This window comes from uncultured Corynebacterium sp., assembly GCF_902782855.1.
In the GTDB taxonomy this organism is placed as follows: domain Bacteria; phylum Actinomycetota; class Actinomycetes; order Mycobacteriales; family Mycobacteriaceae; genus Corynebacterium.
The window spans coordinates 1-15,379 of sequence record NZ_CACZOO010000081.1; the positions used below are offsets into that span (position 1 = coordinate 1).

Here is a 15,379-nt window from a genome sequence, read left to right on the forward strand (position 1 = left end):
ACGGTGCTGGTCCTGGGGCAGGTGGAGCTGGGTGACGTGACCCTGGCAGCGGGGAACAGTGCACCCGGGGAGTAGTCACAAGGACGCTGCAGCAGGTGACGTCACAGTGTGACCATTAACCCGACTCTGACTCCGCACAACGAAAAACACCCTCCGGCCTGCGGTGCAGGACAGAGGGTGTTTCTCTGGCTGTCGGGGTAGCGGGATTTGAACCCACGACCTCTTCGTCCCGAACGAAGCGCGCTGCCAAGCTGCGCCATACCCCGGTCTGGAACGGCACGGTCACCACATTCGTGGGGTCCGTGTCGCAACGAGGACAAACTATAGGCGACCCGGCCATGAACACGCAAAGCGCCAGGTCAGATCATGTGGACGGGCGCTCCACCACGTGCACCAACGTCGCTGACGGACGGCAGAACACCCGGAACGGCACATACTTCGAGGTCCCCAGCCCGTTGGAGACATGCAGCCGCATCCGCTCGGACCACCGGGACAGTCCCGACACCCGCGACCGGTCGATCCCGCAGTTCGTGACGATCGCCCGGCCGCCAGGCAGACACAACTGCCCACCGTGGGTGTGCCCGGACATCGCCAGCTGGTACCCGTCGGCGGCGAAGTCGTCGAGCACCCGCGGCTCCGGTGCGTGTGCCAGGCCGACGGCCAGGTCAGCGTCCGGGTTCGGGCCGCCACCGAGCGCGCCGTAGTCGTCACGGTCCAGGTGCGGGTCATCGACCCCGCCCACCGCGAGCCGTAGCCCGTCGACGGCGAAGTCGATGCGGCGGTGGGTGGCGTCCTGCCAACCGTGCTCGAGGAACGCCGCGCGCATTCCCCGCCACGGCAGCTCGACCTCGCTCGGTCGGTTCCTCTTCCCGAACAGGTAGTTGAACGGGTTCACCGGGTGCGGTGCGTAGTAGTCGTTGCTGCCGAACACGAACACGCCGGGCCGTCGCAGCAACGGTCCCAGCGCCCGCAGGACACCCGGCACCGCCCGCTGCTCACCGAGATTGTCGCCGGTGTTCACGACCAGGTCCGGATCCAGCTGGTCCAGGGAGGTCACCCACCGCTGCTTGAGCTTCTGGTGGTCCAGCATGTGCAGGTCAGAGACGTGCAGGATGGTGAAGTCGGTCCGCGACGCCGGCCAGGTGTCGCCGTGGAACCGACGCAGCCGGTCGAAGGTGCCCGGCGCCAGGACCGGTGCGGTCACCTCGTGCAGAATGAAGTCCCGGGTCCCGAGGAACCCGCCGGCGGCCGTCAGTGCGCCGGTGGCGGCGACAACCCCGCCGGCGGTGGCGGTGGCGCGGAGGACGGGACGCAGTCTCCGCCGTGGGGCCGGTCGCACCGGGGAACGGCCGGAGGTGCGCAGGCGACGCAGAGGAGGCAGGGAACGCAGAGGAGGCAGGGAACGCAGAGGAGGCAGGGAACGCAGGGGGCGCGGGGAAGGAGTGCTCACCCGGTCAGTCTAACGGGGCGTCAGCGGCCCCGGTCACCGCTCCGGTCGCCTGAACCGCTCCGGTGCGCGTGCAGGTGGGACGGGTCGAGCTCGGGCAGATGTCCGCCTCCGTAGCGTCCCGCGGAGGCGGTGAGGGTCTGGAAGAACGCCCGGGCGGGCTCATTGCCGCCGAAGAGGTTTCCGGCCCCGCACTGGCGCAGCGGGGAGGTGCACAGCTCGGCCACGGTGCCACCGTCGTTGAAGGCGTACGTCGCGCCGGCGAGGCCGGGGATGAATCCGAGGAAGGCGGCGGACAGGTTCGACTCGGTGGTCCCGGTCTTCGCCGAGACCGGACCGGACCACCCGGAACTCCTGGCCGCGTCGGCGGCGGTGCCGGTGCCGGCATCCCCGCTCATGCCGTTGGCCAGGGCGTTCGCCACCTTCCTGTCGAGCGCCTGCTCGCAGTCCGCGGTGTCCGGGGTGACATCCCGCCCGTCCCGGTCGGTCACCGCGAGCACCGGCAGCGGCTCACACCAGCGGCCGTTGTCCGCGAGGCTGGCGGAGACGTTCGCCAGCTCCAGCGGGTCGACGGCCAGGGGGCCGAGGACGAACGATCCCATGTTGGACCCGGCGACGGCGTCCTGCACGGAGGTCTCCCCGTCGAAGCTGCCGGGCTCGGCGTAGGACCGCAGGCCCAGCTTCACCGCGAGATCGACCATCGACGTGACACCGACCTTCTGCGCGATGTCGATGAACGGGGTGTTCGGGCTGGTCGCGAGGGCCTCACGCAGGGTCATGGAGGGTTTGTAGGTCCCCGAGTTCTCGACACAGTACCTTCCGGGCGGGCACCCCTCGGCGCCGCCGTCGCCCATCCCCCCGACCTCGATCCGGGCGGGGACGTCCACCGTGTCGTCGAGACCGAGCAGTCCCTCGTCGAGTGCCCGGGCGGCGGCGAAGAGCTTGAACACCGAGCCCGCCCCGTTGCCGACCATGGAGTGGGTCACCGGCAGGACCGTCTGGTGGGCGTCCGCGTCCAGTCCGTAGATCCGGGAGGACGCCATGGCGGCGACCTCGTGGGCGTCCGCGGTGGGGGCGATGTAGTCGGCGGTGACGGAGACACCGTCGACGTCGGCGGCGGCCTGGTCGCGCACGGCGGCGACGGCGGCCTCCTGGGTGGCGGGGTCGAGAGTGGTCTTCACCGTGTACCCGCCCCGGTTGAGCTTGTCCACGGGAAGGCCGTGGTCGGCGAGGTAGTCGAGGACGTAGTCGCAGAAGAAGCCGGAGTCCCCGGCGCTGATACAGCCCGAGGGTTCGGTGGTGGGCTCCCCGGTGACGCCGAGCGGTTCGGCGGCGGCGGTGTCCCGGTCGGCGGGGCTGATCGCGCCGGTGGCGACCATGGCGTCGAGAACGGTGTTCCGTCGGGAGAGGGCGGCGTCCGGGTAGGCGTAGGGGTCGAGATTGGTGGTGGACTGCACCATCCCGGCGAGCAGCGCGGACTGGGCGACGGTGAGGTCTGCGGCGGTGGTGCCGAAGTAGGTGCGTGCAGCGGCCTCGATGCCGTAGGCGCCGTGGCCGAAGGGAACGAGATTGAGGTAGCGGGTGAGGATCTCGTCCTTGCTGTAGTTCTTGTCGAGCTCGATGGCGAGCTTCATCTCGCGGAGCTTGCGTCCGGCGGAGGTTTCGGTGGCGGCGTCCCGTTCCGCGTCATTGTCGGCGTCGACGAGCAGCAGGTAGTTCTTGATGTACTGCTGGTCGAGGGTGGACGCGCCCTGCTCCACCCCGCCGCTGGTGAGGTTGGCGGCCAGGGCGCGCAGTGTTCCCCGGACGTCGACGCCGTCATGGTCGTAGAAGCGCCGGTCCTCGACGGCGACGACGGCGTCCTTGAGATTCTGCGAGATCCTGTCGGACCCGACCTGGTAGCGGCGCTGGTCGTAGAGGCGCGCGAGGACGTTGCCGTCGCGGTCGGTGACGGTGGAGACCAGGGGGAGGGACGCATTGGCGTCGATGTCCCGGAAGTCCTCGTTGACGGTGTCGCTGGCTTCGCGGGTGACCAGGGTGGCGGCACCGACGACGGGGAGCGCGGCCACGGCGGTGAGCACGGCGATGAGCAGCACCGCCGTCAGCAGGCGGGGCAGCGGGGGGTTCTCGGCCGTTCCTGTCATGGGGCCACACTATCGGGTGGCACGCGTTTCCCCCGGCTTCCGCCCGGCTTCCGCCCGGCTTCCGTCGGGTCCGGACGCTGCGTCGCAGAGAACGCTAACTGGTGACGGGGGTGACAACGGGGGTGCTCGCAGTGCGGGTGATGCGGCGGAAGTGGAGCGGTGCCACCACGGGGTGCGGTAAAGGGTCGTGGTGCGGGGCCGTGCGGCGGACCACCCCGGGTGGGTGGTGGGTGACCTGCGGGGACGCGGAATCGGGTGACGGGGGGTTGACGGATCGCCCTATTCGTGTGGTGGTGGTCACAGGCGCCACGGAGCGCCGACTGTCGCACAGTGCGTGACCTGTCCCACATTCGATAGTGGGATGAGCCATTAGACACTTCTAAATCTGTGTGAATACACTTACACATGCTTTCCGATCGACCCGTCGCAGGAGGTTTTCCGCGGCGGGAGCCCCGAATCACTGGAGGACTCTCCGATGACCACTTCACTCCGTCCCGTTGAGCGTGCAGATGGCACCGACAAGGTCGTCCGCCGGACGGCCGGTCAGGTCACGACCCGTGAGTCCTTCACCAACCGCGGTGAATGGGTCACCCAGGCGCACTGCCGCAACGTCGACCCCGAGGAGCTGTTCGTCCGCGGGGCCGCCCAGCGCAAGGCTGTCGCCATCTGCCGTCACTGCCCGGTCGTCCTGCAGTGCCGGGCGGACGCCCTCGACAACAACGTCGAATTCGGTGTCTGGGGTGGCATGACCGAGCGCCAGCGCCGCGCCCTGCTCCGCAAGCACCCCGAGGTGACCAGCTGGGCCGACTTCTTCGCGGGTCAGCTCTCCTCCTCCGCGGAGTAGCGGACTCCGTGCCGGACGCGGTGGCAGGCTCCGGTGCGGTGGCCGGTGCAGTATTCTTGCGCCCATGACTACATGGGAGTACGCCACCGTTCCACTGCTCACCCACGCGACCAAGCAGATCCTCGACACCTGGGGTGAGGACGGCTGGGAACTCGTCACCGTCCTGCCCGGTCCGACCGGGGAACAGCACATCGCCTACCTGAAGCGGGAGAAGTAGACATGCCCGCCACAGTCTCCGGGCGTCTCGCGGAACTCGGTATCACCCTGCCACCGGTCGCCGCCCCGGTCGCCGCCTACGTGCCCGCGCTGCGCAGCGGCGAGCTGGTCTTCACCTCCGGACAGCTGCCCTTCGCCGACGGTGTGCTGCCGGCCACGGGGTCTGTAGGAGACGGTGCCCCCGTCTCGCCGGAGGACGCGAAGGCTCACGCCCGCACCGCCACCCTCAACGCCCTGGCCGCGATCGACGCCCTCGTCGGCATCGACACGGTCATCCAGGTCGTCAAGGTCGTCGGCTTCGTGGCGTCCGCGCCGGGGTTCGGCGGCCAGCCGGGCGTCATCAACGGGGCGTCGGAACTGCTCGGTGAGATCTTCGGGGACGCCGGAGCCCACGCCCGCAGTGCCGTCGGTGTCGCCGAACTGCCGCTGGGTAGTCCGGTGGAGGTCGAGCTCATCGTCCGGGTTTCCGACAGGCCCTGACGTGAGCCGGCCGGACCTGACGCGAGCCGGCCGGACCTGACGCGAGCCGGCCGGACCTGACGTGAGCCGGCCGGATACCCCGGCCCTACCCCCGCGGTCCCGGCGCCTACGGCCGGTGAGGACGTAGGATCAGAGGCATGGAGCATCCCGCTTACAGCCAGTTGCGTCCCGTCACCCCCTCGACCGGTGTGGTGCTGTGTGACAACCCCAGCTATTCCGCTCTCGAAGGAACGAACTCCTGGATCATCCGGGCACCGGGGGACCGTGCCGCCGTCGTGGTCGATCCGGGCCCCCAGGATGAGGGGCACCTCAATGTGCTTCAGGCGCAGGCCGAGGCCGGGGGTGCGAAGATCGCCCTGATCCTGCTCACCCACCATCACGGTGACCACGCCGACGGGGCCCCCCGGTTCCGCCAGCTCACCGGCGCCCCGGTCCGTGCCGCCGACAAGCGGTGGTGCACCGGTGGGGAGGTGCTCACCGACGGTGAGCTGATCCGCATTGACGGTCTCACCCCGACCATCGAGGTCGTCGCCACGCCGGGGCACACCGGAGACTCGCTCTGCTTCTTCGTCCACGGGAACGGTGGCGCGGCCGGCACCGATGATGATGTCGAGGGCATCATCAGCGGCGACACACTGGCAGGCAGGCACACCACGATGATCTCGGAGACGAGCGGTGACCTGGGGGACTACCTTGATTCGCTGCGTCTGCTGGACAAGCGCAGTCACGGTGTCCGCCTGCTGCCGGGTCACGGCCCGGACCGGGAGGACGCCGCCGAGGTCGTCGAGAAGTACCTCGATCGTCGGGAGCAGCGCATCAACCAGGTCAAGGACGCCGTCGCCACGCTCGGAGAGGACGCCACGGTCGGGCAGATCGTCGACGAGATCTACACTGACGTCGACCCGGTGCTGCGCTCGGCGGCGAAGCAGTCCACCCGGGTGACCCTGCGCTACCTGGGCCTGCCGACGAACTAGGGGGCGCCCCGGGGGTTACAGCCGGTAGGCCTTCGCGGGGGAGACGGTGACCGCCACCGAGGCGATCACGGACGCGACGAGCATGACGACCGCGAGGGGCGCGGGGTCGAGTTCGCCGTTGACACCGACCAGGGGTGCGACCACACCGGCGAGGCCGAACTGCAGGAATCCGAGGATCGCGGAGCCGGCACCGGAGGCGCCGGGGACCGCGCTGAGAGCCAGTGAGGTGGCATTGCCGAGGACCAGGCCCAGGGATCCGACGACGAGCAGCAGCGGGACCATGAGGCTGGGGGCGGGGGCGTCGACGACGACGAGCAGGCCGAAGAGCAGGCTGCCGAGGAGGTTGACGCCCAGGCCGACCCGGGTGAGGGTGCGGACCCGGTACCGCAGGGCGAGCTTCGCCGAGACGATGCTGACGACCATGAGGACCAGGGCGTTCGCGGCGAACGCAAGACCGTACTGGACGGTTCCCATGCCCATGTACTTCTGGTACAGGAACGGGGACGCGGAGATGTAGGCCATCATCGTCGCGAATCCGAACGCGAAGGCGAGCACCGGTGCGAGGAAGGCCCGGGATGTCAGGCCGGAACCGGTCGTTTGAGTGACTCGAGTGGTGTGAGCGCCTTCTGTGGTGTGAGCGGGCTCAGCGGAGGCGGCGTCCTGCGCGGCGTCCTTCCCGGTGAAGTGCGGGTGCGTCTCGGGGATGACCGCGAGGATGCAGACCAGGGCGACCAGCCCCAGGCCGGCGACGATCCACAGCAGGCCGCGCCAGCCGATCGGGTCGGCGAGGGTGGAACCGACGAACGGGGCGATGACCGGGGCGACACCGCCGACGACCATCATCAGGCTCATCGCCTGGGCGGCCTGGGTGCCGCGGTACCGGTCGGTGACCACGGCACGTCCGATGACCATGCCGGCGGCGCCGGAGACACCCTGGACCAGGCGGAAGACCACGAGCAGCGTGACCGAGGGTGAGAGTGCCGCGGCGACGGAGGCGAGGAGGTAGAGGGCGGTGCCGATGAGGAGCGGGCGGCGGCGTCCGATGCGGTCGGAGAGCGGTCCGAAGAGCAGCTGGCCCACGGCGGCACCGATGAGGAAGGCGGTCAGCGAGAACTGGGCGCCGGAGGTGGTGGTCGACAGGTCGTCGACGATCTGCGGCATGGCCGGCAGATAGAGGTCGGTGGCGAAGGGTGCGACCGCGGAGAGGAGTCCGAGGGTGAGGAGGAGGGCGGGGGAGAGGGACTTTGTCTCCTGTCGTTCTGTTGTCCGCTGCACGGTCGTGTGCGGTGCGCCGGCGGGTGTACGGGGAGCTGGCATGGTTCTGACGGTGTCCTTCCTATGAAAACATCGCTACGCTAGCATAGTAAGATGGTGGTGCGTAAGATCCTCTCCATGACTCACGCCGGAACCGGGGACACACCGGGGGACATCGCCGACCTGCTGCTGCGGGTCGCGCGCAAGATCCAGCTGACCGGCCCGGGTGAGGGGATCGAGCTCACCCATCTCGAGAGCATGGTCATGACCCGTATCGACGACATGCCCGGCATCACCCCCACCGAGTTACGTACAGCACTGAACCTCAAGAGCAGCAACATGAGCGCCACACTGCGCTCCCTCGAGACCAAGGGACTCGTCGAGCGCACCCGCGACGCAGCCGACGGCCGTATGGTGCGCATCCTGCCCACCGCGTTCGCCGCCGAAAATCTCGCCCGGGTGCGCGACAGCTGGACAGGGGCTCTCGCCGGCCTCCTGCCGGACGCGGCGGAGAACACTCAACTGGCCGCGGTGCTGCGCCGTCTCGACGAGGGGCTGGGCTGAGCTACGCCCCGATTTCTCGGCCGGACCCTTCCTCTCGGCTGCGGCGCGACCAGCACTACCAGAGCCAGGCCGACACACGCCATCCCCGCCCAGCCGGAGCCACTGAGTTGCTCACCGATGACGACCACCGCCAAGAGGGCGGCGACCGCCGGCTCCAGAAGCGTCACCGTCGTCGCCATGGACGGGCTCAGTCTTGTCAGGCCGTACCCGAAGAGGACATAGCCGAGGAACATCGGCACGATCGCCATATACGTGGCGACACTGACGTTCTGCCACGAATCGAGGATCGGCGCCCCGGTCACCGCCAGCACAGGCAGGAGCATCAGACCACCGAGGCCGAAGACGGACCCCATGGCGGCACCGCGGCTGACGGGGCATGCGGACGTGGAGACCATCAGCTGGAACGACGCCCAGGAATACACCGCGTACGATGCCCCGGCCAGCAGCCCTAGCAGGACACCGGGAACCACTCCGTCGGCGTCCACCGTCCCGGACCCGCCACCGTGCGAGGTGCACAGCAGCACCGCGCCGATCGCACCCGGTACCAGCGCGAGGAACCACCGCCGCGAAGGAGGACGCCGCGTCGTCGTCCACTCCAGGACCCCGGCGAACAACGGGGCGGACGCCAGGGACACGACCGTTCCGACGGCGACACCGGCAAGGTGCATCGAGCTGTAGAAGGTCAGGGGGTAGACGACGACCGCCAGCGCGCCCACCGCCACCAGGCCCCGCCGCTCCAGCAGTGTCCTCCGGTGACGGCGCAGGTCGGGCAGCGCGATGAGCGCCTGAAGGATGCCGCCGACGCCCAGGGCCGCGGCACCGGTCGCCAAGGGACCGACTCCGTCGGAGAAGGTGGCGGCGGTGCCGGTCGTGCCCCACAACACGGCGGTAGTCATCACCGCCAGCAGGGCCGGGAGGGTGGAGGGGGTGGACCGGGCGTTCACTTGCCGGCCTGGCGTGTGTCCGCCTGGCGAGCCGCGAGGACGGCGGACGCCATGTCGCGTGCACGGTGCAGCCGTGTCAGGGTTCCTTCGAGCCCCGACCGGGTCACCGCCCCCTCGAGCAGATAGGACAGGAGTTCGGCGTCTTCGGGGGCGTCGGCGGTGAGCAGCTGCTCAACCTCTTCCTTGTGACGGCGGACGATGGTGCGGACAGGAGAGTTCACGGGGTACTCGGCAGCGGTGTTGAGCAGGCCACAGCCGCGGAAACCCTCCCCGGAGGATGCGGCATGGTCGAGGTAGGCATCGAACACCGCGAGGGCGGGATGGGTGGTTGAGGTGGTTGTTGTGACTGTCGTGCCGGTGGTGTCTGTGCCGGTGGTGGTGTCTGTGGCCGCGTCGCGCCGGGCGGTGTAGAAGGCGAGCCAGTCGGCGTGACGCTGCTCGAGCCAGGCGGTGATGAGCTCGTCCTTCGAGGCGAAGTTGTTGTAGAGGCTCCTGCGGGCGACCTTCGCATGCTCGGTGACGGTGTCGATGCCGGTCGCGGCCGTGCCGTGGGAGTAGAAGAGTTCCTCGGCGGCGGCGAGGATGCGTGCCCTGGCCGGGCGGCGTCGTGGGGTGGCGGTGGTGTTCAAGCTGGTCTCCCGGGGTGAATCCTGATTCTAGGTAGCCCAGTCTGCCTACTTAAGTCGACGATGGCAAGAGAAGGGTGGTCACGGGTGACACCGGGGATGCCGATGTCGTGTGGACTCCTCCCCACCTTGCGTAGGCTCCGCGCACGGGCGGACGCGAGCCGGCCGTCGTCCGCAGGCCAGTGTCATCCAGGGTAGGCTCCGCGCACGGGCGGACGCGAGCTGGGTGGCATCCCCTCCGGCACAGCGGCATCCCGTTCTGTCGCCCGGCCCGGTCGAGGCGACAGGACGGAATGCCACCCTGCAGGACGGAATGCCACCCTGCAGGACGGAATGCCACCCTGCAGGACGGAATGCCACCCTGCAGGACGGGGATGTCAGGGGATGCCGGGAGAGGGGCATGCCGGCGCGCAGAAGGCAGGGCACACGAAAAGGGCCGACCCGGGGAACGGGCCGGCCCTGTGGGGAAAGCTGGGGAAAAGCTACCGGGCGCGCTTGGCCAGACGTTCGGTGTCCGAGATGAGCACCGACTTGCCCTCCAGACGGATCCAGCCACGGTGGGCGAACTCGGCCAGCGCCTTGTTCACGGTCTCCCGCGACGCACCGACGAGCTGGGCGATCTCCTCCTGAGTGAGGTCGTGGTGCACGCGTAGCGCGCCCCCCTCCTGCACACCGAAGCGGTTCGCCAGCTGCAGCAGCGCCTTCGCCACACGGCCGGGCACATCGGTGAAGATGAGGTCGGCCAGGGCGTTGTTCGTGCGGCGCAGACGGCGGGCCAGCACCCGCAGCAGCTGTTCGGAGATCTCCGGGTGGGCGCGGATCCAGTCATGCAGCATCTGGGAGTCCATCGTCGCGGCGGTCACCGCGGTGACGCACACCGCCGCCGAGGTCCGTGGGCCCGGGTCGAAGATGGACAGCTCGCCGAACATGTCGGACGGTCCCATGATCGTCAGCAGGTTCTCCCGGCCGTCAGGGGCGTGCCTGGCGAGCTTCACCTTGCCGGAGATGATGATGAACAGCCGGTCACCCGGCTCTCCCTCGTCGAAGATGGTGGTGCCTCGGGGGAAGGTCGTCGAATCCATCTGTTCGATCAGCGTGTTGACCGCCGCTGACTCGACACCCTGGAAGATGCCTGCACGGGATAGGATCTCGTGTACTTCGCCCATTGCTTGTTAGACTCCTGTAGAAGCTGCATTGCCGTCGGTGCCGGCTGTGACAGGTTCGTCACAATACACCTGGCATCATGGTTTACCGCACAGAATACAGCGTGTGCACGGTCACCGGGAGAGCAGGGGTGAAACTCGGGCGGCTAGACTGGTGCGTCATGCCTGTCCCGAAGTCTGAAACGCCTCTGGCGCGTACCCGCCGCACCCGGTGGGTCAACCGTACGCTGGCCGTGGAGTACCCGGATGCGCACTGCGAGTTGGACTACACGACCCCCCTGGAACTGCTGGTGGCCACGGTGCTGTCGGCCCAGTGCACGGACAAGCGCGTCAACCAGGTCACCCCCGCGTTGTTCGCCGAGTTCCCGGACGCAGCGTCCTACGCCGCCGCCGACCGCGCGCGGCTGGAGGAGCTGATCCGGCCGACCGGGTTCTTCCGTAACAAGGCGTCCAACCTCATGAGGATGGGGGCGGCGCTGGTCGAGGACCACGACGGCGAGGTTCCAGACACGCTGGATGAACTGGTGAAACTGCCCGGGGTGGGGCGCAAGACCGCGAATGTGGTGCTGGGCAACGCCTTCGGTGTGCCCGGGTTCCCGGTGGACACCCACGTGGGGCGTCTCGTCCGGCGGCTCGGGCTGACTGCGGAGACCGACCCGGTGGTCGTGGAGCGGGAGATTACCGCGATGGTGGAGAAGAAGGAGTGGACGATGTTCTCGCACCGGCTCATATTCCACGGCCGGCGGGTGTGCCACTCGCGCAAGGCGGCGTGCGGGGTGTGCGTCCTCGCCCGGCGGTGCCCGTCGGCGGGGCTCGAGGGGCCGATGGACGTGGCGGACGCGGGGAAGCTGGTGACGGCATGAGTGACCGGGCGCGCATCGCGCTGCTCGCCGGTGCCGTGGTCGTGGGACTGGGGGTCGCCGCTGTGCCGGTGGTCATCTCCCTGGCCGGGGAGGACGCCGGGACGTCCACTTCCGCGACCTCCGCAGCGACCACCGGTGCCACCGGAACCGCGTCGGCGGACATCCCGGCGGGCCCGGTGGACGCCGGCGGCACCCGCTACGACATCGCGGACGCCCAGCGCATCGCCTGCCCGACCGGCGACGGGTCGGAGCCGCGGGATTCGGAGCTCTCGGATGTCGTGCTGCCGTGCCTCACCGACGGCGGTGGTGAGGCGGAGGCCTCGATGGCCCGGGCCCTGGCGGGTAAGCCCACGCTGGTGAATGTGTGGGCCTGGTGGTGCCAGCCCTGCCGGGCGGAACTGCCGGTGCTCACCGAGGCGGCCGAGAGGCACCCGGAGTGGAACATCGTCGGGGTCCACGCCAACGGTCAGGGGCAGGCCGGCGCGGACCTGCTCAAGGACCTGGACGCCCGGCTGCCGGCCTTCCAGGACAGCGACGGGGCGTTCGCGGCGGCCGCAGAGCTGCCCGCGGTGATCCCCGTGTCGGTGATCTACCGGGCGGACGGGAGCCGGGCGTCCTTCCACCCGGGTGAGATCACGTCGGTGGAGCAGCTCGAGGAACTTATGGCCGCAGCGGTATGACCCGTTAGACTGGCCTCCCCATGACTTCCACACCAGACGCGCTCCACCACGGCTCCGGCGTGACCCTCGACGACTGGCTCGCCGAGGGGCGGCGTCAGCCTGAGCTGCCCACATCACTGCCGGACTGGATCGAACCCCTGGTTGACCGGGTGCGGCGTCCGGAGACGGATGTCCGGATCCACGGGATGAACCGTGCGGTCCCGGAGCTCGGGCCGGACGGGACGCCGCCGCGTCCGTCCGCGGTGCTGGTGCTGCTCGGTGAGGAGCAGGGGCAGGACCCGACGGTGATGCTCACCCACCGCACGCCGACGCTGCGCAGCCACTCCGGGCAGCTCGCCTTCCCCGGCGGGCACCGGGAGCCGACGGACGCCGACCCGGTCGCCACCGCGCTGCGGGAGGCGACCGAGGAGACCGGGCTGGACGCGGCGGGTGTGGACCCCGTGGCGGTGATGGATCCGCTGTACATCGACCGGACGAACCACGCCGTCATCCCGGTGCTGGGGTACTGGCGGGAGCCGGTGCCGGTCGCGCCGATGACCGCGGAGAGCGACTGGGTGCGCAGTGTGCCGGTCGCGGAGCTGGTCGACCCGGCACGTCGGATGCACCTGGGCCTGCCCGGGGTGGACGTGTGGCGGTCGCCGGCGTTCGACGTCGACGGCTACCTGCTGTGGGGTTTCACCGGCGCGGTGGTGGACGGGCTGCTGAAGCTGGGCGGCTGGGAACGGCCGTGGACGGAGACTGCCCCGGTGCTGGACCTGTTCGACGCGATCGCGAAGTCCCGCAACGGTGAGAACCTGACCCCGGAGGACCTTCGGTGACCGGCTCGACGATCGTCGACTGCATCATCGCCCTGGCCGCCGTCGGCGCACTGTTCACCGGCTGGCGGCAGGGCGGGTTCTCCGCGGTGCTGTCGCTGGTGGGCGTGCTCGGCGGCGGCTGGGCTGCACTGGAGCTGCTGCCGCACGCCCTGGACCTGGTGGACGGGGATTCCGCCCGCTTCTTCGTGGCGATCCTGGTGGTCGCCGGGGGAGTGGTGCTGGGGTATTCCCTGGGCTCATGGGTGGGCCTGCGGCTGCGCGACGGCATCCGGACGCGGTCGTTGCTGCGGGCGGATTCCGCGGTCGGTGCGGTGGTGCAGGTCGTGACGACGCTGCTGGTGATCTGGATGGTGGTTGTGCCGGTGACGGGCAACAACTCCGGTGAGCTGGGGGCCTCGGTGCGTGGGTCGAAGATCCTGCGCGGGGTCAGTGACGTGGCGCCGGAGTGGCTGCAGGCGCTGCCGAACCGGACGTCGACGTTGTTCACCGATTCGGGCTTCCCGGCGGTGACGGACCCCTTCGACGACGTGCCCGTCGTTGAGGTGGGGGAGCCGGATGTGGGGCTGGCGGCGTCCCCTGAGGTGGCGGCGACGAAGCCGTCGGTGGTGCGCGTGGTCGGCCAGGCGGAGCAGTGCGGGAAGATCCTGCAGGGCTCCGGGTTCCTGGTGAACGAGGACACGGTGATGACGAACGCGCACGTGGTCGCCGGGACCGACCTGGTGGGCATCGATACCGTCAACGGTGAGTTCGACGCCCAGGTGGTCTACTACAACCCGCAGGAGGACGTGGCGCTGCTGCGCGTCACCGCGGACACCGGTCTGGCTCCGCTGAACTGGGCTGAGGAGGTCGCCGCGCCGAATGATGACGCCGTGGTGATGGGTTATCCGCTGGGTGGCCCGTTCGAGGCGACGCCGGCGCGGGTGCGGGACCTGTTCACCGTGTCCGGGCCGGACATCTACGCGGATACCCGGGTGGACCGGGAGGCGTACACGCTGCGCGGCACAGTGGTGCAGGGTAATTCCGGTGGCCCGGTGATCAACGCCGCCGGTGAGGTGATCGGCCTGGTCTTCGGTGCCGCCGTAGGGGATTCGGAGACCGGCTACGCCCTGTCGAAGGCGGAGGTCCTGGACCACGTCGGTGAGCCGGGGGGCTATGACGCGGATTACGTGGACGCGGTGGACACGCGACAGTGCGTGGCGGGGTAGGTGCTCGGCTGGGCCGTGCGACGGTGGCGTGGTGGTGTTATGCGGCTCAGCGGCATTGCGCCCTGCCCAGCGGCATCTGTTCCTGTCAGCTCGACGGGGCTGGACGACAGTAGCAGATGCCGGACTGCTGGATAAGATGCCAATAGAGGGAAAACGTGAGCTTACGGGGGACCGTTACCCGGTTAACATGGGCGAGCCCTGCCCCACGACCGGGCCGGTCGGCAACGGTGAGCGCCGGGCACCGGGGACCATGAAATCATATCGGAAACGTAAACTATGGTTTACTTGGGGTAATTTTGTAGTGCTCTATCCACGTCTTCTTCGGTGAAGTATCTACTCACCAACCCCTCACAAAGAGTCAATATCATGTCTGAAGAATTGGAGTGATGACTCATGAAGTGAATTTGCTGCAGAGCGACACTAGCGGACATATCCGAGAGATAGTCATCCCAGCTATCATATGGGTATTCAAGTTTTTCCTCGAGGTCCATGATGGTGCCCATGTACTCTCCTGAGGTGAGATTGCCGGACTCGGATATTGAGACGGAATCTATAATGGCAATAACATGATGGGCGTCCCCGAAATGCTCGATATAGTTTCGGAGTACGGACTTTATGGCATTTTCAGCACCCTTGGACTTCACTAGGTCAAGGGCCTTCTTCTGCGTGTTCATTGTCAGTTGGTAGTCCGACATTTCACCATCCCGCCTTGGGTGTTGGGGTTAGTATTTCGTTCGCCCTAAGTAAAGGGGCGCAACGTTCGGTGCAGTGTCGCCTCCGATGGTCGTCGCCACGGATCAACGCCGAGATCTGCGATGGAGGTGGTGGCAGGCTCGTTGAGCCACTCGGCGGTCGCGGTGAAGGATTTCGCCCCGGTCGGTACCGCCGCCAAGCCGACGGGTAGCAGAGTGGGCAACTGGTTGCGTTGGCCGCGGGCTTTGCGGTGGTCGGGGATCCCAACAAGCAGGTCGGGCAGTGGCGGCGGAGACAGGGGAGCCGTCGGTTCGACAGGGCGTAGGGCGGTCAGAGATGATGACATCGGCGAGCGTGTGGTCCTTGGAAGATGGCTGTGTAGGAGTTTTCCTCTTCTGTTGGACTGGCACGCTCGTCGTGTATCTACTCCGCCGTGTCGTGGATGTTTGCACTGGTCACAGGAC

The 15,379-nt window shown here is 68.5% G+C and carries 17 protein-coding genes and 1 tRNA gene; 9 read left to right on the top strand and 9 right to left on the bottom strand.

Annotation, left to right across the window (positions count from 1 at the left end; translation table 11 throughout):
• Positions 1–192: 192 nt before the first annotated feature.
• The 3 genes from QZV72_RS03610 to QZV72_RS03620 all read right to left on the bottom strand — a co-directional run bounded on the left by QZV72_RS03610 (position 193) and on the right by QZV72_RS03620 (position 3,591).
• Positions 193–266 (bottom strand) — tRNA-Pro (locus QZV72_RS03610).
• A gap of 98 nt (positions 267–364) precedes the next feature.
• Positions 365–1,255: a metallophosphoesterase gene (locus QZV72_RS03615; RefSeq protein WP_297005434.1), complete on the bottom strand. Its 891-nt coding sequence runs from the start codon at positions 1,253–1,255 to the stop codon at positions 365–367.
• Between the two features lie 215 nt (positions 1,256–1,470).
• On the bottom strand, positions 1,471–3,591 hold the full coding sequence (locus QZV72_RS03620) for a transglycosylase domain-containing protein (protein ID WP_297005386.1): 2,121 nt from the start codon (positions 3,589–3,591) through the stop codon (positions 1,471–1,473).
• Between the two features lie 475 nt (positions 3,592–4,066).
• Here QZV72_RS03620 and QZV72_RS03625 point away from each other — a divergent pair, with 475 nt between their 5' ends.
• The 4 genes from QZV72_RS03625 (at position 4,067) to QZV72_RS03640 (ending at position 6,105) form a co-directional block, all read left to right on the top strand.
• Complete coding sequence (locus tag QZV72_RS03625; protein ID WP_297005391.1) at positions 4,067–4,435, top strand: WhiB family transcriptional regulator; 369 nt, start codon at positions 4,067–4,069, stop codon at positions 4,433–4,435.
• Between the two features lie 64 nt (positions 4,436–4,499).
• Positions 4,500–4,652, top strand: coding sequence for a DUF4177 domain-containing protein (locus QZV72_RS03630; protein WP_297005394.1), 153 nt, complete (start codon positions 4,500–4,502; stop codon positions 4,650–4,652).
• A 2-nt stretch (positions 4,653–4,654) separates the two neighbouring features.
• A complete protein-coding gene (locus QZV72_RS03635) occupies positions 4,655–5,131 on the top strand; it encodes a RidA family protein (protein WP_297005397.1) in 477 nt (158 codons plus the stop codon).
• 137 nt (positions 5,132–5,268) lie between these two features.
• Positions 5,269–6,105 (top strand): MBL fold metallo-hydrolase, encoded by an 837-nt coding sequence (locus QZV72_RS03640; RefSeq protein ID WP_297005401.1) that lies wholly within the window; start codon positions 5,269–5,271, stop codon positions 6,103–6,105.
• A 15-nt stretch (positions 6,106–6,120) separates the two neighbouring features.
• Here the strand turns inward: QZV72_RS03640 and QZV72_RS03645 are convergent, their stop codons facing one another.
• A complete protein-coding gene (locus QZV72_RS03645) occupies positions 6,121–7,422 on the bottom strand; it encodes a multidrug effflux MFS transporter (protein WP_297005403.1) in 1,302 nt (433 codons plus the stop codon).
• A 75-nt stretch (positions 7,423–7,497) separates the two neighbouring features.
• On the opposite strand from QZV72_RS03645, the gene QZV72_RS03650 reads away from it, so the two are divergent.
• A complete protein-coding gene (locus tag QZV72_RS03650) occupies positions 7,498–7,923 on the top strand; it encodes a MarR family winged helix-turn-helix transcriptional regulator (RefSeq protein ID WP_297005405.1) in 426 nt (141 codons plus the stop codon).
• On the opposite strand, the gene QZV72_RS03655 is transcribed toward QZV72_RS03650, so the two are convergent.
• The 3 genes from QZV72_RS03655 to glxR all read right to left on the bottom strand — a co-directional run bounded on the left by QZV72_RS03655 (position 7,878) and on the right by glxR (position 10,659).
• Positions 7,878–8,867: a DMT family transporter gene (locus tag QZV72_RS03655; RefSeq protein WP_297005408.1), complete on the bottom strand. Its 990-nt coding sequence runs from the start codon at positions 8,865–8,867 to the stop codon at positions 7,878–7,880. The two genes, QZV72_RS03650 and QZV72_RS03655, sit on opposite strands and share 46 nt — an antisense overlap.
• On the bottom strand, positions 8,864–9,496 hold the full coding sequence (locus tag QZV72_RS03660) for a TetR/AcrR family transcriptional regulator (protein WP_297005410.1): 633 nt from the start codon (positions 9,494–9,496) through the stop codon (positions 8,864–8,866). The genes QZV72_RS03655 and QZV72_RS03660 overlap by 4 nt, the downstream gene beginning before the upstream one ends.
• Positions 9,497–9,975: 479 nt before the next feature.
• Entirely contained in the window at positions 9,976–10,659 is a 684-nt protein-coding gene (gene glxR / locus QZV72_RS03665) for a CRP-like cAMP-activated global transcriptional regulator GlxR (protein ID WP_297005414.1), read from the bottom strand.
• Positions 10,660–10,817: 158 nt separating this feature from the next.
• Between glxR and nth the strand changes: the two genes are divergently transcribed.
• Genes nth through QZV72_RS03685 form a run of 4 tightly spaced genes read left to right on the top strand, consistent with a single transcriptional unit; the run spans position 10,818 to position 14,222 of the window.
• The gene (gene nth / locus QZV72_RS03670) at positions 10,818–11,519 is read left to right on the top strand and encodes an endonuclease III (RefSeq protein ID WP_297005418.1); all 702 of its coding nucleotides are present in this window, start codon (positions 10,818–10,820) and stop codon (positions 11,517–11,519) included.
• Positions 11,516–12,199 (top strand): TlpA disulfide reductase family protein, encoded by a 684-nt coding sequence (locus QZV72_RS03675; RefSeq protein WP_297005420.1) that lies wholly within the window; start codon positions 11,516–11,518, stop codon positions 12,197–12,199. The genes nth and QZV72_RS03675 overlap by 4 nt, the downstream gene beginning before the upstream one ends.
• Before the next feature lie 20 nt (positions 12,200–12,219).
• Positions 12,220–13,017, top strand: coding sequence for a CoA pyrophosphatase (locus tag QZV72_RS03680; protein WP_297005422.1), 798 nt, complete (start codon positions 12,220–12,222; stop codon positions 13,015–13,017).
• Positions 13,014–14,222 (top strand): MarP family serine protease, encoded by a 1,209-nt coding sequence (locus tag QZV72_RS03685; RefSeq protein ID WP_297005425.1) that lies wholly within the window; start codon positions 13,014–13,016, stop codon positions 14,220–14,222. Before QZV72_RS03680 ends, QZV72_RS03685 begins: the two co-directional genes overlap by 4 nt.
• Before the next feature lie 281 nt (positions 14,223–14,503).
• On the opposite strand, the gene QZV72_RS03690 is transcribed toward QZV72_RS03685, so the two are convergent.
• Both QZV72_RS03690 and QZV72_RS03695 read right to left on the bottom strand, forming a co-directional pair.
• Complete coding sequence (locus QZV72_RS03690; RefSeq protein ID WP_297005428.1) at positions 14,504–14,896, bottom strand: hypothetical protein; 393 nt, start codon at positions 14,894–14,896, stop codon at positions 14,504–14,506.
• Between the two features lie 65 nt (positions 14,897–14,961).
• Positions 14,962–15,261: a transposase family protein gene (locus tag QZV72_RS03695; RefSeq protein WP_297005431.1), complete on the bottom strand. Its 300-nt coding sequence runs from the start codon at positions 15,259–15,261 to the stop codon at positions 14,962–14,964.
• Between the last annotated feature and the right edge of the window lie 118 nt (positions 15,262–15,379).

Coding starts and splice junctions, on each gene's coding strand:
- QZV72_RS03620 (WP_297005386.1), bottom strand. CDS start 3,591: ATGACAGGAACGGCCGAGAACCCCCCGCTGCCCCGCCTGCTGACGGCG.
- QZV72_RS03625 (WP_297005391.1), top strand. CDS start 4,067: ATGACCACTTCACTCCGTCCCGTTGAGCGTGCAGATGGCACCGACAAG.
- QZV72_RS03630 (WP_297005394.1), top strand. CDS start 4,500: ATGACTACATGGGAGTACGCCACCGTTCCACTGCTCACCCACGCGACC.
- QZV72_RS03635 (WP_297005397.1), top strand. CDS start 4,655: ATGCCCGCCACAGTCTCCGGGCGTCTCGCGGAACTCGGTATCACCCTG.
- QZV72_RS03640 (WP_297005401.1), top strand. CDS start 5,269: ATGGAGCATCCCGCTTACAGCCAGTTGCGTCCCGTCACCCCCTCGACC.
- QZV72_RS03645 (WP_297005403.1), bottom strand. CDS start 7,422: ATGCCAGCTCCCCGTACACCCGCCGGCGCACCGCACACGACCGTGCAG.
- QZV72_RS03650 (WP_297005405.1), top strand. CDS start 7,498: ATGACTCACGCCGGAACCGGGGACACACCGGGGGACATCGCCGACCTG.
- glxR (WP_297005414.1), bottom strand. CDS start 10,659: ATGGGCGAAGTACACGAGATCCTATCCCGTGCAGGCATCTTCCAGGGT.
- nth (WP_297005418.1), top strand. CDS start 10,818: ATGCCTGTCCCGAAGTCTGAAACGCCTCTGGCGCGTACCCGCCGCACC.
- QZV72_RS03675 (WP_297005420.1), top strand. CDS start 11,516: ATGAGTGACCGGGCGCGCATCGCGCTGCTCGCCGGTGCCGTGGTCGTG.
- QZV72_RS03680 (WP_297005422.1), top strand. CDS start 12,220: ATGACTTCCACACCAGACGCGCTCCACCACGGCTCCGGCGTGACCCTC.
- QZV72_RS03690 (WP_297005428.1), bottom strand. CDS start 14,896: ATGAACACGCAGAAGAAGGCCCTTGACCTAGTGAAGTCCAAGGGTGCT.
- QZV72_RS03695 (WP_297005431.1), bottom strand. CDS start 15,261: ATGTCATCATCTCTGACCGCCCTACGCCCTGTCGAACCGACGGCTCCC.